The sequence below is a fragment of the Pontibacter indicus genome (assembly GCF_900156345.1).
In the GTDB taxonomy this organism is placed as follows: domain Bacteria; phylum Bacteroidota; class Bacteroidia; order Cytophagales; family Hymenobacteraceae; genus Pontibacter; species Pontibacter indicus.
In genome coordinates, this window is sequence record NZ_FTPP01000001.1 from 856,577 (window position 1) to 880,653 (window position 24,077).

General features: G+C 51.1%; 22 protein-coding genes. 11 read left to right on the forward strand and 11 right to left on the reverse strand.

Going from position 1 to position 24,077, the window contains the following annotated elements; genetic code table 11:
• The first annotated feature begins 193 nt into the window (after positions 1-193).
• Entirely contained in the window at positions 194-2,386 is a 2,193-nt protein-coding gene (locus tag B0B12_RS03690) for a glutamine synthetase III family protein (protein ID WP_076666121.1), read from the forward strand.
• 53 nt (positions 2,387-2,439) lie between these two features.
• On the opposite strand, the gene B0B12_RS03695 is transcribed toward B0B12_RS03690, so the two are convergent.
• Positions 2,440-2,802: a hypothetical protein gene (locus B0B12_RS03695; RefSeq protein WP_244554582.1), complete on the reverse strand. Its 363-nt coding sequence runs from the start codon at positions 2,800-2,802 to the stop codon at positions 2,440-2,442.
• A 285-nt stretch (positions 2,803-3,087) separates the two neighbouring features.
• On the opposite strand from B0B12_RS03695, the gene ispG reads away from it, so the two are divergent.
• The 4 genes from ispG (at position 3,088) to B0B12_RS03710 (ending at position 6,440) form a co-directional block, all read left to right on the forward strand.
• Positions 3,088-5,061: a (E)-4-hydroxy-3-methylbut-2-enyl-diphosphate synthase gene (gene ispG, locus B0B12_RS03700; RefSeq protein ID WP_076666123.1), complete on the forward strand. Its 1,974-nt coding sequence runs from the start codon at positions 3,088-3,090 to the stop codon at positions 5,059-5,061.
• An 81-nt stretch (positions 5,062-5,142) separates the two neighbouring features.
• Positions 5,143-5,307, forward strand: a complete 165-nt coding sequence (locus tag B0B12_RS20210; protein ID WP_170871814.1) for a DUF6728 family protein — start codon at positions 5,143-5,145, stop codon at positions 5,305-5,307.
• Positions 5,308-5,320: 13 nt separating this feature from the next.
• Complete coding sequence (locus tag B0B12_RS03705; protein ID WP_076666124.1) at positions 5,321-5,665, forward strand: MmcQ/YjbR family DNA-binding protein; 345 nt, start codon at positions 5,321-5,323, stop codon at positions 5,663-5,665.
• A 268-nt stretch (positions 5,666-5,933) separates the two neighbouring features.
• Positions 5,934-6,440 (forward strand): MarR family winged helix-turn-helix transcriptional regulator, encoded by a 507-nt coding sequence (locus B0B12_RS03710; RefSeq protein ID WP_076666125.1) that lies wholly within the window; start codon positions 5,934-5,936, stop codon positions 6,438-6,440.
• Between the two features lie 149 nt (positions 6,441-6,589).
• Here the strand turns inward: B0B12_RS03710 and leuS are convergent, their stop codons facing one another.
• Entirely contained in the window at positions 6,590-9,355 is a 2,766-nt protein-coding gene (gene leuS / locus B0B12_RS03715; RefSeq protein ID WP_076666126.1) for a leucine--tRNA ligase, read from the reverse strand.
• Positions 9,356-9,447: 92 nt separating this feature from the next.
• A complete protein-coding gene (locus B0B12_RS20215; RefSeq protein WP_170871815.1) occupies positions 9,448-9,585 on the reverse strand; it encodes a hypothetical protein in 138 nt (45 codons plus the stop codon).
• A 160-nt stretch (positions 9,586-9,745) separates the two neighbouring features.
• Here B0B12_RS20215 and B0B12_RS03720 point away from each other — a divergent pair, with 160 nt between their 5' ends.
• Together B0B12_RS03720 and B0B12_RS03725 are read left to right on the forward strand one after the other, a co-directional pair.
• On the forward strand, positions 9,746-10,396 hold the full coding sequence (locus B0B12_RS03720; protein WP_083704070.1) for a DsbA family protein: 651 nt from the start codon (positions 9,746-9,748) through the stop codon (positions 10,394-10,396).
• Positions 10,393-11,088 carry a DUF1003 domain-containing protein gene (locus tag B0B12_RS03725; protein ID WP_076666127.1) on the forward strand — a complete coding sequence of 232 codons (696 nt, stop codon included), beginning with the start codon at positions 10,393-10,395 and terminating at the stop codon, positions 11,086-11,088. The genes B0B12_RS03720 and B0B12_RS03725 overlap by 4 nt, the downstream gene beginning before the upstream one ends.
• A gap of 2 nt (positions 11,089-11,090) precedes the next feature.
• Here B0B12_RS03725 and B0B12_RS03730 read toward each other — a convergent pair whose 3' ends face one another.
• Both B0B12_RS03730 and B0B12_RS03735 read right to left on the reverse strand, forming a co-directional pair.
• On the reverse strand, positions 11,091-11,831 hold the full coding sequence (locus tag B0B12_RS03730) for a DUF3291 domain-containing protein (RefSeq protein ID WP_076666128.1): 741 nt from the start codon (positions 11,829-11,831) through the stop codon (positions 11,091-11,093).
• A 117-nt stretch (positions 11,832-11,948) separates the two neighbouring features.
• Positions 11,949-12,443, reverse strand: coding sequence for a pyridoxamine 5'-phosphate oxidase family protein (locus B0B12_RS03735; protein WP_076666129.1), 495 nt, complete (start codon positions 12,441-12,443; stop codon positions 11,949-11,951).
• A gap of 137 nt (positions 12,444-12,580) precedes the next feature.
• On the opposite strand from B0B12_RS03735, the gene B0B12_RS03740 reads away from it, so the two are divergent.
• Complete coding sequence (locus B0B12_RS03740; RefSeq protein WP_076666130.1) at positions 12,581-13,168, forward strand: acyl carrier protein phosphodiesterase; 588 nt, start codon at positions 12,581-12,583, stop codon at positions 13,166-13,168.
• A gap of 238 nt (positions 13,169-13,406) precedes the next feature.
• Here B0B12_RS03740 and B0B12_RS03745 read toward each other — a convergent pair whose 3' ends face one another.
• From B0B12_RS03745 to B0B12_RS03760, 4 genes are all read right to left on the reverse strand, one after another.
• Positions 13,407-13,922 carry an FKBP-type peptidyl-prolyl cis-trans isomerase gene (locus B0B12_RS03745; protein ID WP_076666131.1) on the reverse strand — a complete coding sequence of 172 codons (516 nt, stop codon included), beginning with the start codon at positions 13,920-13,922 and terminating at the stop codon, positions 13,407-13,409.
• Between the two features lie 122 nt (positions 13,923-14,044).
• Positions 14,045-15,985, reverse strand: a complete 1,941-nt coding sequence (locus tag B0B12_RS03750) for an AAA domain-containing protein (RefSeq protein ID WP_076666132.1) — start codon at positions 15,983-15,985, stop codon at positions 14,045-14,047.
• Between the two features lie 161 nt (positions 15,986-16,146).
• On the reverse strand, positions 16,147-16,731 hold the full coding sequence (locus B0B12_RS03755) for a hypothetical protein (RefSeq protein ID WP_076666133.1): 585 nt from the start codon (positions 16,729-16,731) through the stop codon (positions 16,147-16,149).
• A gap of 64 nt (positions 16,732-16,795) precedes the next feature.
• Positions 16,796-19,051, reverse strand: a complete 2,256-nt coding sequence (locus tag B0B12_RS03760; RefSeq protein WP_076666134.1) for an efflux RND transporter permease subunit — start codon at positions 19,049-19,051, stop codon at positions 16,796-16,798.
• A 109-nt stretch (positions 19,052-19,160) separates the two neighbouring features.
• Here B0B12_RS03760 and B0B12_RS03765 point away from each other — a divergent pair, with 109 nt between their 5' ends.
• Positions 19,161-19,442 carry a hypothetical protein gene (locus B0B12_RS03765; protein WP_076666135.1) on the forward strand — a complete coding sequence of 94 codons (282 nt, stop codon included), beginning with the start codon at positions 19,161-19,163 and terminating at the stop codon, positions 19,440-19,442.
• Between the two features lie 206 nt (positions 19,443-19,648).
• On the opposite strand, the gene B0B12_RS03770 is transcribed toward B0B12_RS03765, so the two are convergent.
• Positions 19,649-21,028, reverse strand: coding sequence for a DEAD/DEAH box helicase (locus B0B12_RS03770; RefSeq protein WP_076666136.1), 1,380 nt, complete (start codon positions 21,026-21,028; stop codon positions 19,649-19,651).
• Positions 21,029-21,251: 223 nt separating this feature from the next.
• Here B0B12_RS03770 and B0B12_RS03775 point away from each other — a divergent pair, with 223 nt between their 5' ends.
• Together B0B12_RS03775 and B0B12_RS03780 are read left to right on the forward strand one after the other, a co-directional pair.
• Positions 21,252-22,355, forward strand: a complete 1,104-nt coding sequence (locus B0B12_RS03775) for an AI-2E family transporter (protein WP_076666137.1) — start codon at positions 21,252-21,254, stop codon at positions 22,353-22,355.
• 200 nt (positions 22,356-22,555) lie between these two features.
• Positions 22,556-23,119 (forward strand): DUF2062 domain-containing protein, encoded by a 564-nt coding sequence (locus tag B0B12_RS03780; RefSeq protein ID WP_076666138.1) that lies wholly within the window; start codon positions 22,556-22,558, stop codon positions 23,117-23,119.
• Positions 23,120-23,199: 80 nt separating this feature from the next.
• Here the strand turns inward: B0B12_RS03780 and B0B12_RS03785 are convergent, their stop codons facing one another.
• Positions 23,200-24,057 (reverse strand): OmpA/MotB family protein, encoded by an 858-nt coding sequence (locus B0B12_RS03785; RefSeq protein ID WP_076666139.1) that lies wholly within the window; start codon positions 24,055-24,057, stop codon positions 23,200-23,202.
• Positions 24,058-24,077: the final 20 nt, after the last annotated feature.

The following is a 24,077-nucleotide window of genomic DNA, read 5'->3' on the forward strand; positions in this document are numbered from 1 at the left end:
ATTCTGGTATCGAACCCATTTTTATTCTAAAAATCAGCAAATTCTAAAACACCCCTATCGTACAACAGGTCAACTAATAGAATTCAGCTAAATATTCTCGATTACCCCCTAAAATTTTAGGGGGTGTCAGAAACAACTAATGTATTTTTGTATTTACCTTTGGATCGAACTTAAACCCAAACCTCTTTAACCCATGGCAATTCTTCGATTCAAAGCGCTCGAACTGGTGAGTCAGCGCAAACCGGCAGAGGTAGTGCTGCCAAACAGCAAAATTTCAGAGTACTTCGGCCAAAACGTGTTCGGTTACGATGCGCTTCGTGCCACCATGTCCACCGAAAACTTCAGAAGGCTTTGCGCTACCATCGACGCAGGCGAAAAAGTAGACCGCAATCTGGCAGATGCCGTGGCTGCCGCCATGAAAAACTGGGCCATGAGCAAAGGTGCTACCCATTACACCCACTGGTTCCAGCCTCTGACAGGCTCCACAGCCGAAAAGCACGACTCGTTCTTTGACCTGACCAACGAAGGCGACCCGATCGAGAGTTTTAAGGGAAGTGCCCTAGTGCAGCAGGAACCGGATGCCTCTTCTTTCCCAAGCGGAGGTATACGCAATACTTTCGAGGCGCGTGGCTACAGTGCCTGGGATCCTTCCTCGCCCGCCTTCCTGATCGAGAACCACGGTACGCGCACACTTTGTATACCGACCATTTTCGTTTCTTACACCGGTGAGGCGCTGGATTACAAGACGCCACTCCTCAAATCGCTCCACTTGCTCAACCAGGCCGCCGTTCCGGTTTGCCAGTATTTCGACAAAGATGTGGTGAAAGTGAACACCACCCTGGGTATAGAGCAAGAGTATTTTCTGGTGGACCTAGCCCTCTACGAGGCACGCCCTGACCTGGTGATGACAGGCCGCACCCTGTTCGGACACGCACCGGCCAAAGGCCAGCAGCTCGAGGACCACTATTTTGGCGCCATCCCCAGCCGCGTGCACTCTTTCATGGTGGACTTCGAGAAATCGGCCCTGAAACTAGGTATACCGTTGCGTACCCGTCACAACGAAGTGGCTCCGAACCAGTTTGAATGCGCCCCAACCTTTGAGGACGCTAACCTGGCCGTAGACCACAACCAATTGCTGATGGACATCATGGGTCGTGTGGCGGAACGTCATGGCTTTAAAGTATTGCTTCATGAGAAGCCTTATAAAGGCGTAAATGGCAGTGGAAAGCATAACAACTGGGCGCTGAGCACCAACACTGGAGTCAACCTGCTGTCGCCTGGCAAAAAGCCGAAGGAAAACCTGCAGTTCCTGACCTTCTTTGTGAACACCGTGATGGCCGTGTACAAGCACGCCGACCTATTGCGTGCGAGCATCGCCTCTGCCAGCAACGACCACCGTCTGGGTGCCAACGAAGCCCCTCCGGCTATTATGTCGGTATTTGTTGGCCAGCAACTTACGGCTGTTTTAGAAGAACTGGAGCGCACGGCTAAGGTGCCGATGGAAAAAGGCGATAACATGTACCTGAAGCTGGGGATTGACAAGATTCCGGAAATTCTTCGCGATAATACCGACCGTAACAGAACCTCTCCATTTGCCTTTACGGGCAACAAGTTCGAGTTCCGCGCCGTGGGCTCTTCTGCTAACAGTTCTTCGTCCATTACCGTGCTGAACACGATTGTAGCCGATCAACTGATCGATTTCCGGGTGGCGGTAGACGATCTGATAGAAAACAAGGGAATGAAGAAGGAACTGGCCATTATCCAGGTGCTGCGCGAGTATGTGGCCACTTCCAAGCCGATTCGCTTTGAGGGCAATGGCTACTCAAAAGAGTGGGAAGAAGAGGCTGCCAGACGTGGTTTGTCTAACATTAAGTCTACGCCGCTTGCACTGGATGTGCACCAGCGCGAAGATGTGCAGGACCTGTTCACGCGTCACGGCATCCTTTCCAGAAAAGAACTGCACGCCAGACACGAAATTCTGCTGGAAGATTACATCAAGAAAATCCAGATTGAATCACGCGTTATGGGTGACCTCGCCTTCAACCACGTTATTCCGACAGCTGTTGCCTATCAGAATAAACTGATTCAAAACATTCGCGGTCTGAAAGACTTGGGGCTGGAAGACGAATACACTGAAACCACACTGGACTCTATTAAGCGTATATCGCGTCATATCAAGACCATCCAGACCAATGCGGTGGACATGATTCAGCAGCGTAAGGTTGCCAACAAGATCGAAGATGTTCGGGAGAAGGCGATCTATTACAACGAGAAGGTGTTGCCATACTTCGACGCAATCCGAACCAGTGTAGACAAGCTCGAACTGATGGTGGACGATGAGGATTGGCCACTGGTAAAGTACCGCGAGCTGATGTTCAGACGCTAAGTCCTATACCTTTTAAAGAGAAAGAGCACCCTAAACAGGTGCTCTTTTTTTATTTAATGTCGGTTTCTGATCCAGCTGATCACTTCTCCGGTCACTTTAGCCAGTATGATGGGCAAGAGTACGATGACCAGAGTAGTTGCTATAATTGGCCGCAGGCCCATCCGCATAATCAGCTTTCGAACTGCTTTGCTGCGAAGTTCGCTCAGCAGATACCTGCCTGCCCGGGTCATCGGCTTCCCTTTGAGCACTTCCAGCACAGCGCGCCAGTTGCCATGCTCAATCTGTCTCCTCAGGAAGCCCAGCACTGTATCCTTAGTGATCAGGAAGGCCTCCGCCAGCTGCTCCTGCCGCAATTTGCCCCACTGCAGGAGTGATCGGAGCTTTTCGTCTGCGTTTTTAGGTATGTAGGCGCTCATATGTATCATCTCTGTCTGATTTATAGGTCTGTGCGCAATTAGCTGCGTTCAACAAATAATTTAACGTTCGCACGGTTAGTTCAAATAACAATATACTGATTATTTCATTTGTAGGTATACCTGGTCCGAGCCAATGCTACAATGGAAGCATGAATCCTGCCACAAAACTGGCGATACGTGGCGCTGTTTAAAATAATGATGCTAAATTTACGCTACCTGTCTGTTGAACAAAGCAGGTCCGAAATAAGTTAAGAGAAAGAAGCTTTAGCGAAGGCCTATTTATATATGAATAAGATCTATTGCCCCAGCCTGACAGAATACAAGCGCAGAGAAACCATCGAAGTTCAGATCGGTGAGGTGCCGATGGGAGCCCACCACCCGATCCGGGTGCAATCCATGACGACTGTGGACACCATGGACACGCTGCGTTCTGTCGAGCAGTGCATCCGTATGATTGAGGCTGGCTGCGAATACATCCGTATTACGGCTCCGAGCATCAAAGAGGCCGAAAACCTACGTCATATTAAGGCTGAGTTGCGCCGCCGCGGGTATAACACGCCGCTGGTAGCCGATATTCACTTTACGCCCAATGCCGCCGAGGTGGCTGCCCGTATCGTGGAGAAGGTGCGTATCAACCCAGGAAACTACGCCGACAAGAAGAAATTTGAAGTAATAGAATATACGGATGCCACTTACCAGGCTGAGTTGGAGCGAATTCGCGAGCGTTTTGTGCCGCTTGTTCGCATCTGCAAAGAGCACGGCACGGCCATGCGCATCGGCACTAACCACGGTTCGCTGTCCGACCGCATCCTGAGCCGCTACGGCGATACCCCGCTGGGCATGGTGGAGAGTGCGCTGGAATTTTTGCGCATCTGCGAAGATGAGCAGTACCACAACATCGTTATCTCGATGAAGGCCTCGAACACACAGGTGATGGTACAGGCCTACCGACTGCTGGTGCAGAAACTGGAAGAGGAGGGACTGAAACCTTACCCATTGCACCTGGGCGTAACAGAGGCCGGAGAGGCAGAAGATGGCCGCATTAAGTCGGCTGTAGGTATAGGCACCCTGCTCGAAGACGGTTTGGGCGACACCGTGCGCGTGTCCCTGACCGAAGCGCCGGAAGCGGAGGCACCCGTTGCCAAAGCGCTCATCGACCGCTATACCTACCGGGCAGAAAAAGCGCAGCCGATCAAGCCGCTCTGCAACATCCCAATCGATCCGTTTCAATATCACCGCCGCGAAACTGCGGAGGTAGAAAACATAGGCAACCAAAATGTACCCCGTGTCATTGCTGACCTGAGCCCGCTCCGCGACATACAGTACGCCGACCTGAAAAGCGTCGGTCACCTGTACTCCATGCTGCTGGACAAGTTCAACATGAACGACCTGGGAGCGGATTACATCTATACCGGTGATCACCCCATCAACTTCATGCTGCCAAACGGACTGAAGGAGATCATTAATTATGTGCCGTGGCAACTGATGGAGGACCAGGAGCATCGTCACCCGTTGTTGACAGTAAAACAATATCTGCAGGCGACTCAGCTGCATCCAAAGCTGAACTACATAGAAGCCGATATCCACGGTATAACGGATGAATTGATGGAGCGACTGAAGGGCGATGCTACAGCCGTGTTGGTACTCTATACCTCCAACGAACATGCCATGCCGGAACTGCGCAAGTGCTTCTTCCGACTTATGAACAATGGCGTCAGCACACCTGCCATCATCAAACGTTCTTACGGAGCATTAACGGCCGATGAAATGCAGCTGTATGCTTCCACGGATGTAGGTGGTTTGCTAATCGATGGGCTAGGGGATGGCATTATGCTGGGCACCGAACTATTACCTGCGCAGGAGAAAGTAGCTTGGCTAAACACCATAGGGAAGCTTAACAACCTCAGTTTTGGCATTCTGCAGGCTGCCCGCACCCGCATGAGTAAAACCGAGTACATCAGCTGCCCGAGCTGTGGCCGTACTTTGTTTGACCTGCAGGAAACAACTGCTATGATCCGTAAGCGAACCGACCACCTGAAAGGCGTGAAGATCGGCATTATGGGCTGCATCGTGAACGGTCCCGGCGAAATGGCCGACGCAGACTATGGCTACGTTGGTGTCGGCAAGGACAAGATAGCTCTCTATCGTGGACAAACTGTTGTCAAGAAATCTGTACCTGCCGACCGAGCAGTGGATGAGTTGATCGAGTTGATACGGGAAGATGAGAAGTGGATCGAGCCTGTGCAGTTAGAAGCATAGGTTAATCTGGAGTATTGAAATACATGTGTGGCTACAGGGGATTGTGGTTACAAGCTTTTACAAAATTTTATTTACCGCACCATGAAAGGCTTATTTGATTTTACAGAAGTAGCTACCTATTTCTTCCGCAAAAATGACCCGAACCGAAAGTCTAACTTTAACCTCCGGGCCATGCATACCATCAACAAGATATCGATTCTGATGTTTCTGGCCGCGATGGTGTACTTTGTGATCAAGCACTGGTAAAGCAGCTAAAGTCGTGCATATCGAGGATTTCAGAAATTACTGTATGGCTAAACCCGGTGCTACCGAGGAATTGCCGTTTGATGAGGATACGCTTGTTTTTAAGGTATGCGGCAAAATGTTCGCTCTGTGTAGCCTTTCTGAATACGGGAAAGGTATAGCCCTGAAATGCGACCCGGAACAGGCTATTATCTTGCGGGAGCAATATCCGCAGGTGCTGCCTGGCTACCACATGAGTAAGAAACACTGGAATACCGTGCTGCCTGAATCAGGCTTACCTTCGGACTTAATCCTGTCCCTGATAGACCATTCCTATACCTTAGTCGTGGCGAAATTGCCCAAGGCGCTGAAGCCGGTTTAGGCAATATTTTTTGTTACACGTCGTTGTAGCAAATTTTTTTTGAATTAGCGATCACTTACAAAAAAAGTAAATCCTGCAAAAACCTGCATAGGATTGTAACATAGGTTATATCTGCTTGCCCGTTTGTGAGCTTTTTGTACAAAACCCCACTCAATCCCAGTTTATAAGAGATTTAAGTGTAAAAATGCGGTAGTCGAATTTGTAACATATATAAAAGATAATATGTATATTAAGACCTATTTCGCAACTATTCACCCTATATCTCACTATGCAATCTCAACGCAAAGTAGGCGTATACGCTTACCGCAACGAATGGCAGCACGCCAGTCTGAACATCATCCTAACCAACAGTTTACTGCTTAACAGTTACGAAGAGTTTTTTAGAAAGCATGACGTAACCGGTCAGCAATACAACATTCTCCGCATTTTACGTGAGCACCACCCCAAACCGGTTTCCACCTCGGTGCTGCGCAACAACATGCTTGACAAAATGTCTGATACATCCCGCCTGGTGGGTCGCCTTAAATCCAAGGGATTGGTAGATGTGGAGCGCAATATCTCTGACAAGCGATTAGTCAACATCGTGATCTCCGACAAAGGGTTCAAACTACTAGACCAGATCGGAGATAATCTGTATAAGCTCGATAACCTGTTGCAGGGACTTTCCGAAGAGGAGGCCATCACTTTAACCAGCCTTTTAACCAAAGCACAGGAGTCGATCGCCTCCGCAGAAGAGCGTCTCTCTAATGTCCTTCAAATGAATGAAGCAGTCTAATAAATTTTTAGACAACAAAAAGGATAGCCCAACTGGCTATCCTTTTTTATTTACCAGAACCGTAAATGGTGATGCTACGAAAAAACCGAAAGCCGCCAGATTTGGGGTCTGAGCGGCTTACGGAAAAGTTAGTGGTAAGATGGAACTCCTTATACCACCACGTTGATGATTTTGTTAGGGACGATAATAATTTTCTTTGGTGCTTTTCCTTCCATAAACCGCACAATCTGCTCGTCGGCCAATACAGCTTTCTCCATTTCTTCACGCGGGGTATCGGTAGCAAAAGCGAGCTTGCCGCGCGTCTTGCCGTTCACGGAAACCGGGTACTCAAAGGTATTTTCCACCAGGTACTTTTCATCCCAGGCAGGGAACGGTGCAAATGAGATGCTCTCGCTATGTCCTAGTTTCTCCCACAGCTCCTCCGCAATATGTGGCGCGTAAGGTGCCAGCGCGATCGTCAATGGTTCCAGAATAGCCCGCTTGTTCGTTTTGAGCGGGATCAACTCGTTGACGCAGATCATGAACGTCGGAACGGAAGTGTTGAACGAGAAGCGCTCGATGTCTTCCTCCACCTTTTTGATCGTCTTGTGCAAGGACTTCAACTCAGCTGCCGTTGGCTCTTCATCCGTCACAACAAAGTTGCCGTCGTTGTCATGGAATAGCTTCCAGAAGCGTTTCAAGAACTTGGTCACGCCATCCATGCCATGGGTATTCCAAGGCTTGAACTGTTCCAGCGGACCAAGGAACATCTCGTACATGCGGAGCGTATCGGCTCCGTTTCGCTCAACCAGGATGTCTGGGTTCACCACGTTGTACTTCGACTTCGACATCTTTTCGATCTCGACACCGCAAATATACTTGCCATCTTCCAGAATGAATTCGGCCGTAGCGTTCTCTGGTCTCCAGGCTTTGAAAGCCTCAAGATCCAGTTCGTCATTCTCAACGATATTCACATCCACGTGCAGCGGCGTTGTGTCGAATTGCTTGCGCAGACCATAGGAAACATAGGTGTTGCTGTCCTTCACGCGGTATACGAAGTTCGAGCGACCCTGAATCATACCTTGGTTGATCAGCTTTTTAAAAGGCTCTTTTTCTACCACCAGTCCCAAGTCGTAAAGGAACATGTTCCAGAAGCGGGAGTAGAGAAGGTGACCCGTCGCGTGTTCGGCACCACCCATGTACAGGTCCACGTTGCGCCAGTAAGCTACTTTGTCTTTGTCAGCAAAGGCCTGGTCGTTTTGCGGGTCCATGTAACGGTACCAGTACCAGCTCGAGCCAGCCCAACCCGGCATAGTGCTTAGCTCATACTCATATTGGTCCTGGTATTTCCAGTCCACGGCACGGCCGAGTGGTGGCTCACCTGTTTCAGTAGGCAGGTAGGCGTCGATTTTTGGCAGCTCCAGCGGCAGCTCACTTTCGTTGAGCAGGTGCGGTATACCGTCTTTGAAGTAGACCGGCACTGGCTCGCCCCAGTAGCGCTGGCGGCTGAACACGGCATCGCGCATACGGAACTGCGTTCTGCCTTTGCCTACCCCCAGTTCTTCGGCTTTGGCTATACCTGCTTTTATCGCGTCTTTCACTTCCAGCCCGTTCAGGAATCCGGAGTTGATGATCTTTCCTTCTTTGCCGGCATATGCTTCTTCTTCCAGGTTGCCGCCTTCCACTACCTGTGGAATTGACAGGTTGAAGTGCTTGGCAAAAGCATAGTCGCGTGAGTCGTGTCCTGGAACAGCCATCACAGCACCAGTGCCGTAACCGGCCAGCACATAGTCAGCGATCCATACCGGTACGCGCTCATTAGAGAGCGGGTTGATGGCGTAAGCACCTGTAAATACCCCGCTCACAACTTTCACATCCGTCATGCGCTCGCGCTCTGACTTGTTTTTCGCCTGGCTCACGTAGGCCTCCACAGCGGCACGCTGTTCATTCGTCGTGATCTTTGCTACCAGTTCATGTTCCGGCGCCAACACGACGAAAGACACTCCGAAGATCGTATCAATACGGGTGGTGAACACTTTGATGTGACCGTCACCCTCAATGGCAAAGTCCAGCTCGGCACCCACGGATTTCCCGATCCAGTTACGCTGCATTTCTTTTACCGGTTCCGGCCAGTCGATGGTGTCGAGGCCCTGCAACAGGCGGTCGGCATAGGCGGTGATGCGCATCATCCACTGGCGCATCAGTTTGCGCTCCACCGGATAACCACCTCGCTCCGATACGCCGCCCACTACCTCGTCGTTGGCCAGCACCGTGCCCAGGGCAGGGCACCAGTTCACTACGGCATCGGCTACGTAGGTCAATCTGTATTTCAAAAGCAGCTGCGCTTTTTCCTGCTCGTCCATAGACTTCCAATCCTCAGCTGTGAAGGCCGGTGTGTCTTCGTCGCAGGCAGCGTTGATATCGGCATTGCCATTGGTTTCAAAGGCAGCTACCAGCTTGTCAATGGATTCGGCTTTGTTGGAGGTATAGTCGTAGTAGCTGTTGAAGAGCTGCATGAAGATCCACTGCGTCCATTTGTAGTAGCTTGGATCCGAGGTGCGCACTTCGCGCTCCCACTCGTAGGAGAAACCAATGTTCTTGAGCTGCTCAATGTACCGTGCAATGTTCTGCTCGGTCGTAATGGCAGGGTGCTGCCCTGTTTGGATGGCGTATTGCTCAGCCGGAAGACCAAAGGCGTCGAAGCCCATCGGATGCAGCACGTTGAATCCTTTGGCGCGCTTGTAGCGGCTCACAATGTCAGAGGCGATGTAGCCGAGCGGATGCCCTACGTGCAGACCAGCGCCCGAAGGGTAGGGGAACATATCCAGCACATAGTACTTCGGTTTATCGGTATTATCCGCGGCTTTAAACGTCTGGTTTTCTTCCCAGTAACGCTGCCACTTCTTCTCAATCTGATTGAAATTATACTCTGACATAGTTTATCGGTATTCGCTTATGCTAAGTTAAGCTGCTAAGATACGTTAAATTGCTAAAATGTTAAACGGTTCGGTTGCTGATTGTTGGATTGTTATAGGACAAGTGTTTTAGAGTGCTTGAGCAGGTATAGGAAAAGTTGATGTAATAGGGCATTCACAATCTGGCGGTTATGATGTGATCTAAGGTATAGGTATAGGTATAGGTATAGGTATAGGTATAGGTGCGCCATGATGCGTGCAGATTTCGTAGACTTAGATTAAGGTCCGCCTTTAGCTATACCTTCCCAAGTCAGAATACTTGTAGGTCACCCAAATATCAATTAACAAGACAACCCTTCTACAATTAGCAGCAATAGTTACCTTTGCACTTTCAAGGAAACCGCAATTAAAATGGAAAAATACGATCTGCTGGATGTGCCGCACCTGATTTACGTGATGGACCCGATGTGCTCGTGGTGCTACGGATTCGCGCCGGTGCTCCATAGGCTCAAAGAAGAACAGGATGGCAAGATGAACTTTAAACTGGTATTGGGCGGTTTACGGCCCTGCACGACAGAGCCGATGGGCGAGGAGATGAAAGCCGCCGTGCACCAACACTGGCAGGAAGTGGAGAAGGCGACCGGACAGCCATTCGATCTTGATTTTTTTGAGCGCGACAGTTTCGTGTACGACACAGAGCCTGCCTGCCGGGCAGTGGTAACCGTCCGCTACCTGCAACCTGAAAAGGAATTGGCGATGGCTGAAGAAGTACAGCGTGCCTTCTATGCCCGCAACAACGATGTCACCAAGCCGGAGGTGCTGGCCGAAATCGCGCTGGGACTAGGTATAGCAGAAGACACTTTTCTGGAGAGGTTTGAGTCGGAGGAGATGAAGGAGAAAACGCAGCAGGACTTCCTGATTGCCCGCCACCTGCAAGCCAATGCGTTCCCGAGTCTATACCTGCTTGTTGGGCATAACCTGACTTTGTTGAGCCGAGGTTACCGTTTGTACGATGCCATGAAGGCCAAGCTGGAAGAAGCACTGAAAGCTAGCAAACCTTGAAAACCGCCCTCTGCCACCTCACCAAAAGGCAATTGTCCTTGAATCAGTTGGCGCTGGGCGCCACCATCCGTCGGCCTATCTTTAAACTGATACAGGCGGATTACCCTGATTTTACGGATGACTCGTATGTGGCGGTGGGCAACCTGAATAAGTACCGCAAGAAGTATCTGGAGCAACTCCTGGAAAAAGAGCTTGGTGAGATTTCGGAGCTTGAAAAGGAGGTGCTAGACAGTATACAGGAGAACGAGCTCCTGTCCACCAACATAGAGGAAGAGCTGCGGGAGAACTTGTCTATTGGCGACCGAATGGCAGACAGGATCGCAACATTTGGTGGTAGCTGGACTTTCATCGTGGCCTTCTTCGGATTCATTATGCTTTGGATGATGGTGAACGTATACCTACTTGCCACTCGTCCGTTCGACCCATACCCCTTCATACTCCTTAACCTGATTTTATCTTGCCTGGCGGCCATACAGGCACCCATCATCATGATGAGCCAGAACCGAAAAGAGGCAAAAGACCGGCAGCGATCAGAGTACGATTATAAGGTGAACCTGAAGGCAGAGCTGGAAATACGGTTGCTGCATGAGAAGATTGATCACCTGATCGTGCACCAGAATCAGCGCCTGCTTGAAATTCAGGAGATTCAGATTGACCTGATGGAAGATATCCTGAATCGCTCCAGGAAGTAAGTTTAACTTAAGGTGTTGTTGATTACTTTGGCCAATGGATCAGCCCCGTTCCAGAGTCCGTAACTTTCAACAGGTATAAAGCGCGCGAAGAGCTCCTCGCTGTACCATTTTTCGGCCCGCGTGCGTTTGATCACTTCCTTGTGGAGGGCCCCTTGGTAAGCGTAGGCTTTCATGGCTTCCATCGACTCCCATACGCTGAAGGTGGCTTGCCGGATCAGGGGTAGCTCGCCAAGACCGATCGAACAGATCAGCCCTTTCGCCTCCTCGAGCCCCTTACTTACCTTAGGCGTAAACCGCCAGAACTGCGGCAATGCCAACCAGTTGATGGAAGCCCTCGTCAGGACGGCGACAGGGCCCTGATTATTTTTTTCGGTAAGCTGCGGCGTGAAGGGTTGCACCCTGTCCCAAAGACCGTGTGCCTGCGTAGGCAATAGTTTAACAGTCCAGATCTCGTAGGCGTGCAGGCGGTATTCCAGCATCAGTTCGGAACGCTCCAAAAATTCATCAGCAGCTTCCTCGCTCTCCCAGGTGCACAGCAGGCCATACCTCCGGAAGTTAGGTTTGATACTGAAGCCTTTACCGTGGCCACTGCCCAACAATTTATGAAACAACAAACCAGGAACCTGGTCTAGTTGGGCTCCTTTGGTACCCATTTGGGCAAGCCCCCAACGGATGTGGCCTTTCCTAAAACCGAAAAGCGTCAGGGTGGTAAGTCGGTCGGACTGTGGGGGGACTTGTCGCACGGAATCGGTATTAAAAGGTAAGTACAAATGCAATTTAATAAACTATTAAAGCAAAAACACCTGCCGAACCGAAATGTTTGGCAGGTGTCTCCAGTTTAAATTTGGCTGGTGCTATACCTACAGGTTAATCTTTTTGTTCTCACCCGGATCGTAACTCTCGCCAGACAAAGTGGCTTTCACAAATCCGATCAGGTGGGTGACAGGGCTGCTTGGAGAGTCCCAGTACTCAGCTTTGTCGATATCCACCCGGATCAGGCCAATGTTCGGATCATCTTTTCCTTCAGGAAACCAAGCCTTCAACTCCGGTGACCAAAGTTCTTCAATCTTGGCTCTGTCTTTACTCAGTTTCGCTCTTCCTGAAACCGACACGTAGACATTGTCATCTGGCTTCGAATAGCTCAGATTAACGTGCGAGTCGTGCACGATCTCGTGCGATTTGCCTGATTCGTAACCCGTAAAGAACCACACCACCCCGTCTTCACCGATGGTTTGCGTGCTCATGGGGCGGCTTCTCAGACTACCGTCGTCATCGATGGTGGTCATCATCGTAAAATCGATGTCTTTTACCAGTTCAATCAGCTTATTCAGATTCTCTTTTTGTTCGTTATTCATAGTGATATGTTGTAAATTGGATTTGTATTGGAGTACGGGTGCTTCCGTCAAAGAGTTTGTCAGCCTCTGCGCTACTTTCCCTACAACCAAGCATCCGGCAAATTGTTTTATCAAATACGTAAGCAAACAAAATTAATTTGAACTACCTGGCCCATGTTTTTCTCTCTGGCAACGACGAAGCGCTATTGCTGGGCAATTTTATTGCTGATGCCGTGAAGGGAAAACAGCTGGAGCTATACCCTGCAGATGTGGCCCGGGGCATCCGGCTGCACCGCCTGATCGATGCCTATACCGACACCCACCCGGTGGTAAGCGAAACCAAGGCCCGCCTGCGTCCGCACTTCCGCAAATACGCCCCGGTGGTGGCCGACCTGTACTTCGACCATTTTCTGGCTAGCCGCTTCAACGAGTTTTCATCTGAACCCCTGGAAGCGTATACCTCCCGTGTCTATACCTTGATCAATCGGCACCTGGCTAGTTTGCCCGAGCGGGTGCAGCATTTCTTTCCGTACATGATGCGCCAGAACTGGCTCTTGTCCTATGCCGAGGTAACAGGTATAGCACAGGCCCTGGGTGGACTAAGCCGGCGCACGTCGTTCGACTCAGGTATGGAAAGGGCGGGAGAGGAGTTGCTCGAAAACTATACCTTGTATGACACCGATTTTTCGATCTTCTTCCCGGAACTGATTGCTTATGTGGAGGAGGTACTGCCGGAACTAAGCTGATTTCTTGACAAAGGAATTTTTTGACAAAAGGCAAAGGACGTTTCGGGAGATCTTGAATGGATTTACCAAGGTATAGGTCCAGAAGTTAGGTGGATCAGGTTACTAGCTGCTATACCTATAAAAAAAGAGCCGCAGGTATAGCGGCTCTTTTTGTGTTTTGCAATTCGGCTTTTCACAAAGTGATCTATGGTGTCAAAAGTCTTTTGTCCTTTGCCAATAAACTCTCTGTCAAATAAGACTAGTGGTGATGCACACCGCCTTCGCCGTGCACGTGGCCGTGGTCTAGCTCTTCGGCAGTTGCTTCGCGCACTTTTTCCACTTTGCCTTTGAAGTATAACTCTTTACCGGCCAGTGGGTGGTTGAAGTCCATTAGGATGGAGTTGTCTCTTACTTCGGCTACACGGCCTTGCAGCTGGTTGCCTTCGCTGTCCGCCATCGGAATGAAGTTGCCCACTTCCAGCATGTTCTCAGGTATACCGCCTTCCACTTCAAAAACGCTCATTGGCAGCTCTACCACAGCATTCTGGTCGAACTCACCGTAACCGGCTTCTGAGTCCAGTTTGAAGTCGAACTCGTCACCAGCGCTCTTGTCAGCCAGGTTCTCCTCGAACTGGTCTGGCAGACCGCTCATGCCGTATATAAATACCATCGGATTTTCTGTATTGGCAGTTTCAACGAGGGTTTGCTGACCACTTTCGCTCTGAATATGAAGCTCGTATGTAAGCGTCACCACTCTGTTTTTCTCAATTTTCATAATGTGTGTTTTGGTTTGGTATCAGAAAGGTAAAAAAGATTTACCGGAGTACTATTACCCTCCCGGTTTAATTTGAACGACTCTCTGATGATGAATAAACTAAATCTAAACTTATACCTACGCTACGGCAGGCTTTCCGTTAGCTCCCAGGCACTTTTATAGGCTCCAATGCTTTCCACGTAGGCAATCAACTCCGCGAAAAACGGATTGGTCGAAAGCGTGGCACTATCACCCACAATAATGAGTTTGCGGCGGGCGCGGGTCATGGCCACGTTCATGCGTCTTTCGTCTGCCAGAAAACCGATCTCGCCGCGCTCGTTGCTGCGCACCAGGCTCATACAAATGATGTCGCGCTCCTGCCCCTGAAAGCTGTCCACGGTGCCGATGCTCAGTTGGCGTTTCTGGTGCAGCTCGTGCAGGCGCGGCGTGTGCTCCACCTTGTCCTGCAGGTAGTTGATCTGAGCGCGGTAGGGCGCTATCACACCAATTTTTAACGGTGCCACTTCAGCTTCCTCATCGTATTCCTTTAACAGGTTAGAGAGGTGGTTGATCAACAGGTCGCCCTCTTCCGGGTTGGCTGAGCTCATCGTGTCCGGCATTTCGGCCTCGGTATACCCGCAACCGGCCGTGTCGATAAACTCCACGGCCATATCAGGGGCGAAGATCGGGTTGTACCCGTGCAGTTCTGCGCTGTGCACGCTTTCGTGCGCCATCAGTTCGCCGCCGTAGAACTGTTTGTTCGAAAACTGCATGATGTGGTGGTGCATGCGGTACTGCGTTTTCAGCATCACGGATACATCCGGCTGGCGCTGAATACACTTCTCAAACAGCGTCACACTCAAGCCACCCTTGTCTGCCTCCAGCGACTTGATGGTAGGAGGAAGCTGACAGTGGTCGCCGGCCAGCACCACGCGGTTGGCACGACTGATCGGGATCCAGCAGGCCGGCTCCAGGGCCTGCGCCGCTTCGTCGATGAATACGGTGTCGTAGGTTAGGTGACGGATGGCTTTGTTAGCCGCGCCCACCAAGGTACAGGTAATCACCTGCACATTGTCAAGCAAGTCGTCGGTAATGTAATGCTCCACACTGTCGGCCTCTTCAAGCAGACGGTGACTTTCGTTTTTGTAAAGCTGCCGCTGCGAACGTTCGTGGTGACCGAATTTGCGCTTGAACTGGTAAGCCATGCGCTTGTACTCTTCGGCCGTTTTCCGCAGGTTTTTGAGGTCTTTGTAGGCCCGGTGCGCCATCACCTGCGCATCCAAGGTATGCTCCAGCAACACATCCGACACGCGCGACGGGTTACCGATGCGGATCACGTTTACGCCTTCGTTGGCCAGCTTCTCGGTCAAAAGGTCTACCGCTGTGTTGGAAGGCGCGGTTACCAGCAAGCGCTTCTGCGATTTCAGGGTATGGAGGATGGCCTGCACCAGGGTGGTGGTTTTGCCGGTGCCCGGAGGCCCGTGGATGATGGCCACGTCTTTGGCCTGCGCAATTTTCTGCACCGCCTCGTTTTGCGATGCGTTCAGGGCCTGTATTTCCTCTAATTTCTCGTCAGTGAAAGTGGCGGGCTTTATACCTAGCATGATGTCGCGGAGCTCAGCCAGTCGGGTGCCTTTAGCTTCCTGCACCTTCTTCAGGCCGATCTCCATTTCGCGGTAGCTGATCTCGTCAAAGGTTAGCTCGATGCCCAGACGGCCAAAGTCCACCCAGTCCGGCAGGTCCTCTTTGTTGGTGGCCAGGATGACTTTGTTGCGTTTGATGCCGAGCACCACGCCGCTAAGGCTGGCTTTCTCGCCGCTATTCGTAAAAAGGGAAGCTGTTTTGCCGGGCTGGAAAAGGTGCAACTGATCACGGTCGGAGGTTCGCTCCAGCTCGATTACTACTTTGTTGCCGAATCCAATCTCCTCTTTCGAGATAACGACCGGATACCAGCAAAGGCCCATTTCCTTTCGCTCCGTGATGGTGCTTTTGAGCGCCTTCAGCTTATACTGCTGCCGGTCTTCTTCCTGTTCTATTTTCAGCAGGTCCTGTACCTGCCGCAGTTCTTCAAAAATATCGATCATGTATGTCTAAAAAAGAAAGGCTGGGTATGAAGCGCCAGCCTTTTCCATCGCTTTTGTCTCTATTCCTATACCTGAAAGGGTATCGTTTTATAACAAAAACCGGGTGCTAAATAATTCCGCTGCATCAGGCTGTTTCCTATACCGGAGGCAGCTATACGTCCTTAGGCTTTCTTGCGTTTTTTAGTGGACTTCTTACTGCTCAGCCTTACCTGCAGGAAAACGGCATAAAGGAAAAAGATGAACGCGGCCACGCCCAGTATGGCGATCACGCGGTCTTTGCCGTAGCGCACTTCGTCAGTGGCTTTCAACTGTTCTTTCAAATCCAGGATCACGCGCTCGCGCTTCTTGGCCTGGCTCTCGAGGGTACTGATTTGCCCTTTCAGGTCGCTGATCTGATTGTTGATCAGGCGCTCGTCCTGCTGGATCATCTTGCCGGCCCGCTGGCTTTCCACGGTGCTTTCGGCAATCCGGCGCACACTGGCCTCTTTCACAGCCGCAATCAGCTCAGAGTCTTTCCGGATAATCTCTTTGAGCGTGTCGATGATGTTGAGCAGATCTTTTTTGGACTGCTTGCCCCAGAAATTGCTGTTTTGCTGGCTGTAGTACTGGTATTCCAGAATCAGCTGTTCGCGCTCGCCCATCAGCCGGGTCACCTTGTCTTCCTGCGCCGTTGTTTGTTGCTGTGCCTGCGCGCCCACAAACCAAAGGCAGCAAATGCAGAGAGCCAGTAGTTTCTTCATCATCATAAAAAAAGGGAAATGCTTTACTCTATCACGCAAAGATGGCCATCCTTATTGGATTCGGCACAAATTATTTTTGGTTCGGCCTGTAAAAGTAGAGGATCAGCACGGGCAAAAGCAAAAGGTCGGCTACCAGGGCGAAAACCAGCGTGAGACTCACAAACACCCCCACGTAAAAAGTGGCGTCGAAGGAGGACAGCACCAATGTCAGGAAGCCGGCTACCAGAATGCAGGAAGTGATGATGATGGCCTTGCCAGCCGAGATGAACGTCGTTTTGATGGCGTAGGGGAGCGACTTGCCTTTGCGCAGTTCAACCTTCAGTTTGCCGAGAAAATGGATCGTGTCGTCCACCGCGATGCCAAAAGCGATGGTGAAGATAATGGAAATGGAGACGGTCATGTTGATGCCCAGAAAACCCATTATGCCTCCGATCATCAGCAATGGAATGATGTTCGGTATAAGCGAGATCACCACCATGCGGAGGGAGCGGAATATAAAGCCCACCAGAATGGCTACCACCAGAAATGCGATCAGCAAGCCCTGCAGCATGTTGCTCACCACATACTCGTTGTTCTTATCGAGCATCACGGCACTGCCGGTAATGCGGGTTTGGAGTAAACTGGGGTCAATGTGCAGGTCGATGAATGCCTTTAAAGAATCGTTCAAGGCCGTTGCCCGCACGCTGCCCACATCCGTCATCTTGCCGGCTAATCGGCCTTCCTGCTGGTCTGTTGTTACGACTGCCCGCAACTCGCTCCGCTTGCTAAAAGCTGCCAGCCGCCGCTTTATCTGTTGCATCTCCTGCTTATTGGCAGGCAAGGTATAGGCCTCTGGCAAACCGCCGTTTTGGGCACGATGCAGGGTGCGCACCACAGTTGCTGGCGAAGTAATGAAGTTAAGGCCGTAGGTTTGGTAGAGGTAGGTCTCCAACTTGTCGATTTCCTGCAGTACCTCCAGGTCGTACATGCTGTTGCCCGGCCCAGCGATCAGGTGCAGCTCAAAGGGGCGCACGCCCGAAAATTTCTCTTCAAAGTATTGGAAATCCCGGATAATCGGGTCATCGTCGCCAAGGTCCTCCAGCAGAGTGGTATCGACCCTGATCATGCTGATGCCAACCAGAGAGACCAACACAATGCCTATACTAGTGTAGAGAATCGGGTAGGGCCTGCGGAGCACAAAGGTATAGATGCGACGCAACAGCATGGGCCACGTCAAGTCGGTACGACGGGCGCGGCGAGGGTTGGGACGCTTGGTCAGCAGCAAAATAGCTGGCAGTACTGTGAAGGCCAGCACAAAAGCCAGCGCTATGCCAATGGCGGTATACAAGCCAAATTCCCGGATGGGAACGATCGAGGTGGTGAGCAGCGTCAGGAAGCCGACACAGGTTGTGAGTGAGGTGAGCAGGGTGGCCAAGCCTACTTCCCGGATCGTGAGCCGGAGCGCCTGCATTTTCGTCAAGCCATGCCCGATCTCGGTAATGTAGCGCGATAAGATGTGAATGACATCCGACATGCCCACCACAAACATAATAGTAGGGAGTAGGACCGTCATGACATCGATGGGTTTGTCGAATAGTCCCATGACGCCCAGGCTCCAGATAACAGAAAGAAGCACGACCACCAAAGGCACCAGCACACCCCAGACAGAGCGGAAAGCGATCCAGAGGAACAGAATGACCAATAGAATGGAAGCAGACATAAAAATGGCCAGCTCTATCTTCATCTTCTCGATAAAGACCGACTGCGCCAACACTTTTCCGGCTACATGGTGCTCCTGCAAACCCAGGCGCTCTATTTCACCATACAAGGCTGCAATCAAAGTGTCGCCGGGCTGTTTGGCCAGGTTGTCGCTGGTCTGGACGAAAAGAGATACAGCTTTGGCATCTTCTGAAAACAGGGTACCCACCAACTCCCGGCTTTGGTAAATCCGTGTGGAGTCTTGTGCATAGCGCTCGGGCTCATCAGGGTGCAGGTAGGGGACCTCGAAATAACCAAACTGCTCGATGATCGGACTTTTGACGGTAGTGGGAGAGAGCACAGATTCTACATGCGGCTGTTGCTGTATAAACTGGGTCAGCGTATCGACCTTCTGTAGAAACTGCTGATCGAAGAGACTGCCGCCATTATCAAGACCGATCAGCAGGTAATCGTTGTCGTTGCCGAACTTATCGCGGTAGCTGAAGTAGTACGCCAGATCAGGATCACCCTTTGGGAAGAAGTTGTCGAAGTTATAATCGAAGCGTAAACGCGAGGCGTAGAAGACGCTGATTGCCGTCAGGATAGCAATGAGGGAAAGTGCGAGTAAACTGCTGGTTCTGTGGCTCAAGGGATTAAAAAGTGAGAATGATCATTTTTGGGATTAGGCAGATCGTGTATATTTACTCACTCAACAACAAAGGGTTAATTTCTGTTTAAACAAACGATAACCAAACGATATGAAGAAACTAGTTTTAGTGCTGGCCCTGGCAGGATTTGTAGGTGCCGGCATGGCTACACCAGCCTTGGCCTGCGAAGGCGGCAAGTGCAAAATGGAGCACGCCGATAAAGACGGCAAAACCAAAAAGTCTAAGAAAGGCGATAAAGCCGAATCCTGCCACATGATGGCCGCAACAACTGATGCCAAAGACGGCAAAGCAACTGCCTCTGCTTCTGGTAAGTCGTGCTGCGCCAAGAAAGATGCTCCTAAAGCTGAAGCTACAAAAGAAATAAAAAAATAACGCCGATCTGACGTGCGAACTAAGGGGACTTGCTGTTATTTCGGTAAGTCCCCTTTTGTTTTCATAAGGTATGGCTTGTAAACGGCATGGATTGATTTATCGCCTGACAATCCAAACGGGTATTATCGTTTACGATTTTTCGGTGCATGATTCGGACAGGTCGCGAGCTGCCCCTACAGCGGGAGCCTTTTAATTTCTAAACTCAATTACTTCACCAATCCAACCCTGAACTTTCTGCCCTTAATTTTTCCGTTGGATAGTGCCTCAACGATCGCATTCGCCTGATAAGCAGGTATAGCCACATAGCTGGCTTTGTCCTGCACCTCAATGCGTCCGATCTGGTCGGCTTTCAGGCCAGCGGCAGCAATCAAAGCGCCAACAATATCCCTTGGACTGAGCTTATCTTTACGGCCGGCATTGATGTGGAGCGTGGCGAAAGCCTCTGTTGCTTCCGGGGCAGCTTTTTCAACACGAGCAACCAAATCTGCAGCGTTCAGCCATTCATCCATACGCACCAGTCCCCAGTCGCGGAGTTTTTGCTCGTCGCGGGTGGTGGCGAAGGTATAGACTTGGCCGCTACGCCCGGCTCGCCCTGTGCGGCCGCTGCGGTGCAGGTAGGCGGCATCGTCGTCGGGCAGTTCATAATGAATAATGTTTTTGAGAGCGGCAATATCGAGTCCGCGGGCGGCCAGGTCGGTGGCGACCAGTACCTGTGTGGTTCCGTTGCGGAAGAGCGTCATGGCTTTGTCGCGGTCCTGCTGCTCCATGCCACCGTGCAGGGAGCGAGCCCCGAAACCATGCTTGGCCAGCATGGCTGCCACATCGTCGGAGGCGCCCCGGGTGTTGCAGAACACGACCGTGCCAGCCGCGTTGATGCTTTGCAACAGATGGAGTAGGGCTTGCTGCTTTTCGGAATGCGCCACTTTTATACCTGTCAGCCGCACCTGGTCAGGTATAGCATTGGGCGACACCTGCACAAATTGCGGATTTTTGAGCGAATCAGCGATCAGCTGCTTTACCTCGTCGGGCATGGTGGCTGAGAAGAGCACAGCCTGTCGCTTTTTAGGTATAGCTTCCAGAATCTGGTCTATTTCATCGGCAAATCCCATTTCGAGGAGCTTATCGGCTTCGTCGAGCACCAACAGGCGCACCTTGCTAAGGTCGAGGGTCTGGCGGTAGAGGTGGTCGGTGAGGCGGCCGGGCGTGCCCACGAGCACCTGGGGCGGAAACGCCAACGAGGCCCGCTCCTGAGAGAATGAATGCCCACCGTAAAATGCACTGATCTTAAGGTTATCTATTTTCTGGGCCAGCTGCTTCAGTTCGTGGCGCACCTGCACGGCCAACTCGCGGGTGGGTACCAGCACTAGCGCCTGCACCTGCTGTTTGCCCGTGTCAATTTGCTGCAGTAGCGGCAGACCAAAGGCTGCTGTTTTTCCGCTGCCTGTCTCTGCCTGTCCGGCCACATCCTGTCCGTTTAGGAGCGCAGGTATAGCAGCAAGCTGAATAGGGGTGGGGGTATGGAATTCGAGTTCAGCGAGGCGCTCCAGCAGCGCAGGGGAGAGTTTCAGTTGATCAAAAGAAGCCATGGGCATGCGTACGTGAGGTGCAAAGGTAGGGATTTATACCTGCTTGATACTTCCTAATATTTCAGCCATACGTCATCGCTAAACATAATCCTATACCAACCGATTAAGCCTATCGATCAGGGACTTTCCAAACCATGTATTATAATCTCAACTTTAACTTTCTAAGTCCTCAACTCTCAAACTCCAATATATCCCTTCCGCTATTTTTTCAGTATGTAGGGCTATGGCAAATGACTACGATCGGATAAAGAAGCTTACGTATTGGCTGTTGTTCCTGGTGCTCCTGGTGTTTGTGCTGGTCGAAACGCGAGAGTTCCTTTACCCGCTGGTGATGTCCATGCTCTTTGCCTACCTGCTTTACCCGGTTGTCAGGCGATTGGAAAGCTGGGGCCTACCCCGCATCCTGGCCAACTTCGTGACAATTATCTTCTCGCTGGCACTCGCTATCGGTTTGCTGATCCTGCTTTATAAACAGCTGTCTGTTTTCCTGACCGACTTACCTACACTGAAAGATAAGGCGCTGGCAAACATCGACAACCTGCAGGCCATCATCGATCGGAAATTTGGCGACGAAAACCAAGCCAACGAGCGATGGCTTCGGATGCAGGTGAGCAATGCACTCGATCTGAGCGGCGCGGCCATTACGAACCTGCTGCTGGCTATTACCAACACGATCACCAAATTCGGTCTGATGCCGGTCTATACCTTCCTGATGCTCTATTACCGGAATAAGTTTGAGCATTTTCTGATGCGCGTAGTAGCGTCGCACCGCCACGGCAAGGTAAAGATGATCATCGACGAGGTATCGAATGTAACCCGGCATTACATGGGTGGCGTGGTGATTGTCATCCTGATCCTGTGCTTTCTCAACTCGGCCGGATTACTGATCATCGGCGTGGAATATGCTATTTTGCTTGGGATTGTCTCGGCTCTTCTGAACTTCATTCCTTATTTTGGCACCCTGATCGGCGGCGCTATACCTTTCCTCTATACCTTAGTGGTGCAGGGAGATCCGCAAAAAACGCTCGGCGTGCTGCTGTTCTTTCTGCTGGTGCAGTTCACCGAAAACAACATCCTGACGCCTAACATCACTGGGAGCCGCGTCAACATCAACCCGCTCTTTACCATAATCAGCATTATTGTGGGCGGTATGATCTGGGGCTTGCCGGGTATGTTTGTGTCAGTTCCAATTCTAGGTATGTTCAAGATCTACTTCGACCACTCGCCGGATCTGCAGCCCTTTTCTTATCTACTAGGTACGAAAGGTACTGAGGAGCATGCGCTCACCTTAGACAAAGTACTCCGGTTTCTGCGCATCAGAAAATAGTTTAGAAAGCAGTCGCTATACCTGACATTAAAAATACCCCAAACAATACTTTTAGAAGCAGGTTACTTTCCTGTGTTTCGGGCATTAAGCTGCAAGGGGATGGCCTAATTTTTGTGCGCCTGTGCATGCAACCCTTTTGCGTCACGGGGTGTCTTCCTTATAGTTCTATCACGCAGCAAAAATTTAAATCAGATAACAGTTTGTCTACCTCTATCGTCTCTGCATTTTTCAAGCGCCGCATCGCGCAGCCTGTGCTCAACCTGCTCCGGCAGGGCATGACGCCGCACAAGCTGGCCGTGACGGTGTCGCTGGGTACGGTGGTTGGTATATTGCCTTTCTTCGGCGTCACGACAGTGCTGGGCACTGCACTGGCCGCCCGCTTCAGGTTGAATATTGCGGCTACTGTGCTGATCAGTTACCTGGTGCATCCGCTGCAGTTGGTGCTGATCATTCCGTTCATTAAAGCGGGTATCTTCATGTTTGGCCTCGATGACCTGAAAATCACTCTCGACGAATTGATCGCCATGTTCAGACTGGACTGGCTGGACGCACTGAACAAACTCTGGATGGCCAACCTGGCCGCGGTTTCGGCCTGGGCCATATTGGCTATACCTGTTGGGGGTCTGCTCTACCTTGCTTTGCTTCTTGTATTGAAAAGATTTTTGCCAAAGCCGGCAGCGGTTAAAGAGACTATACCTGTCGCCCCTATACCTGAGCTTACAGTGCCTGTCATACCCGAACCAACAACACAGCCACAGGTATAGCGGCTTATTTTCTGACAGCCATAAAAAAACGAAAGCCAGCTCCTTTACGAAGCTGGCTTTTCTGTTTTATTCTAAACCGATCAGGCTGACTCCAGGATCTGGAACAGTTCGTCCAGTTTAGGCGTGAGGATGATCTCGGTACGGCGGTTTTTCTGACGCGCTTCTTTTGTTTTCGCATTATCAAGCGGCACGTAAAGGCTGCGGCCGGAAGGAGTCACGCGGTCTGGCTGCACGCCGGCTTGTGTCAGGATGCGGGTGATTTCAGTAGCGCGGAGCACGCTCAGGTCCCAGTTGTCCTGCATACCTACGGTGCCACGGGCGATTGGCACATCATCAGTATGGCCTTCCACTACCACGTTTACATCGTTCTGCTCTTTTAACACGGCGGCCAGTTTTTTCAAGGCATCTACACCTTTCGGGTCCACTTTGGTAGAGCCGGAGTTGAAGAGCAGTTGCTCGGCCAGCGACACGTATACCTTTCCATTGCGAATGTTCACGGTCAGGTCTTTGTCGTTGAAGCCTAGCAGGGCGTTGCTCACCTTGGAGCGAAGCGCGTTCACGGCTTTGTCCTTCTCGTCAAGAATACGTTGCAGTTCGGCCAGGCGCTGTTCACGGGCTTTGAGGTCGGCATTCAGCTTGTCGATCTGCGACTTGCTCATGTTCAGGTTCTCACCCAGCGTCTTGCCTTCTTTCAAGGCCTGCTGCAGACTTGCCTGGTATTCGGCTTTCTGTTTTTCCAGTTCAGCACGCTCCTGCTCAAGTTGGGCCTTTTCTTTTTCCAGTGACGACTTCTGCTGCTCCAGATCCGACTTGTCCAGTTCCAGGGCGTTTTTGCGGGCCATCAGGTCCTCGTACTTCTTTTTGGAAACCACGCAGGAAGAAAGCGAAAGGCTCCCGACCAACAGGAAGAGGGAAGCTTTGTAGAAATGCTTTTTCATATCAATCTTTTAGGTTGGAT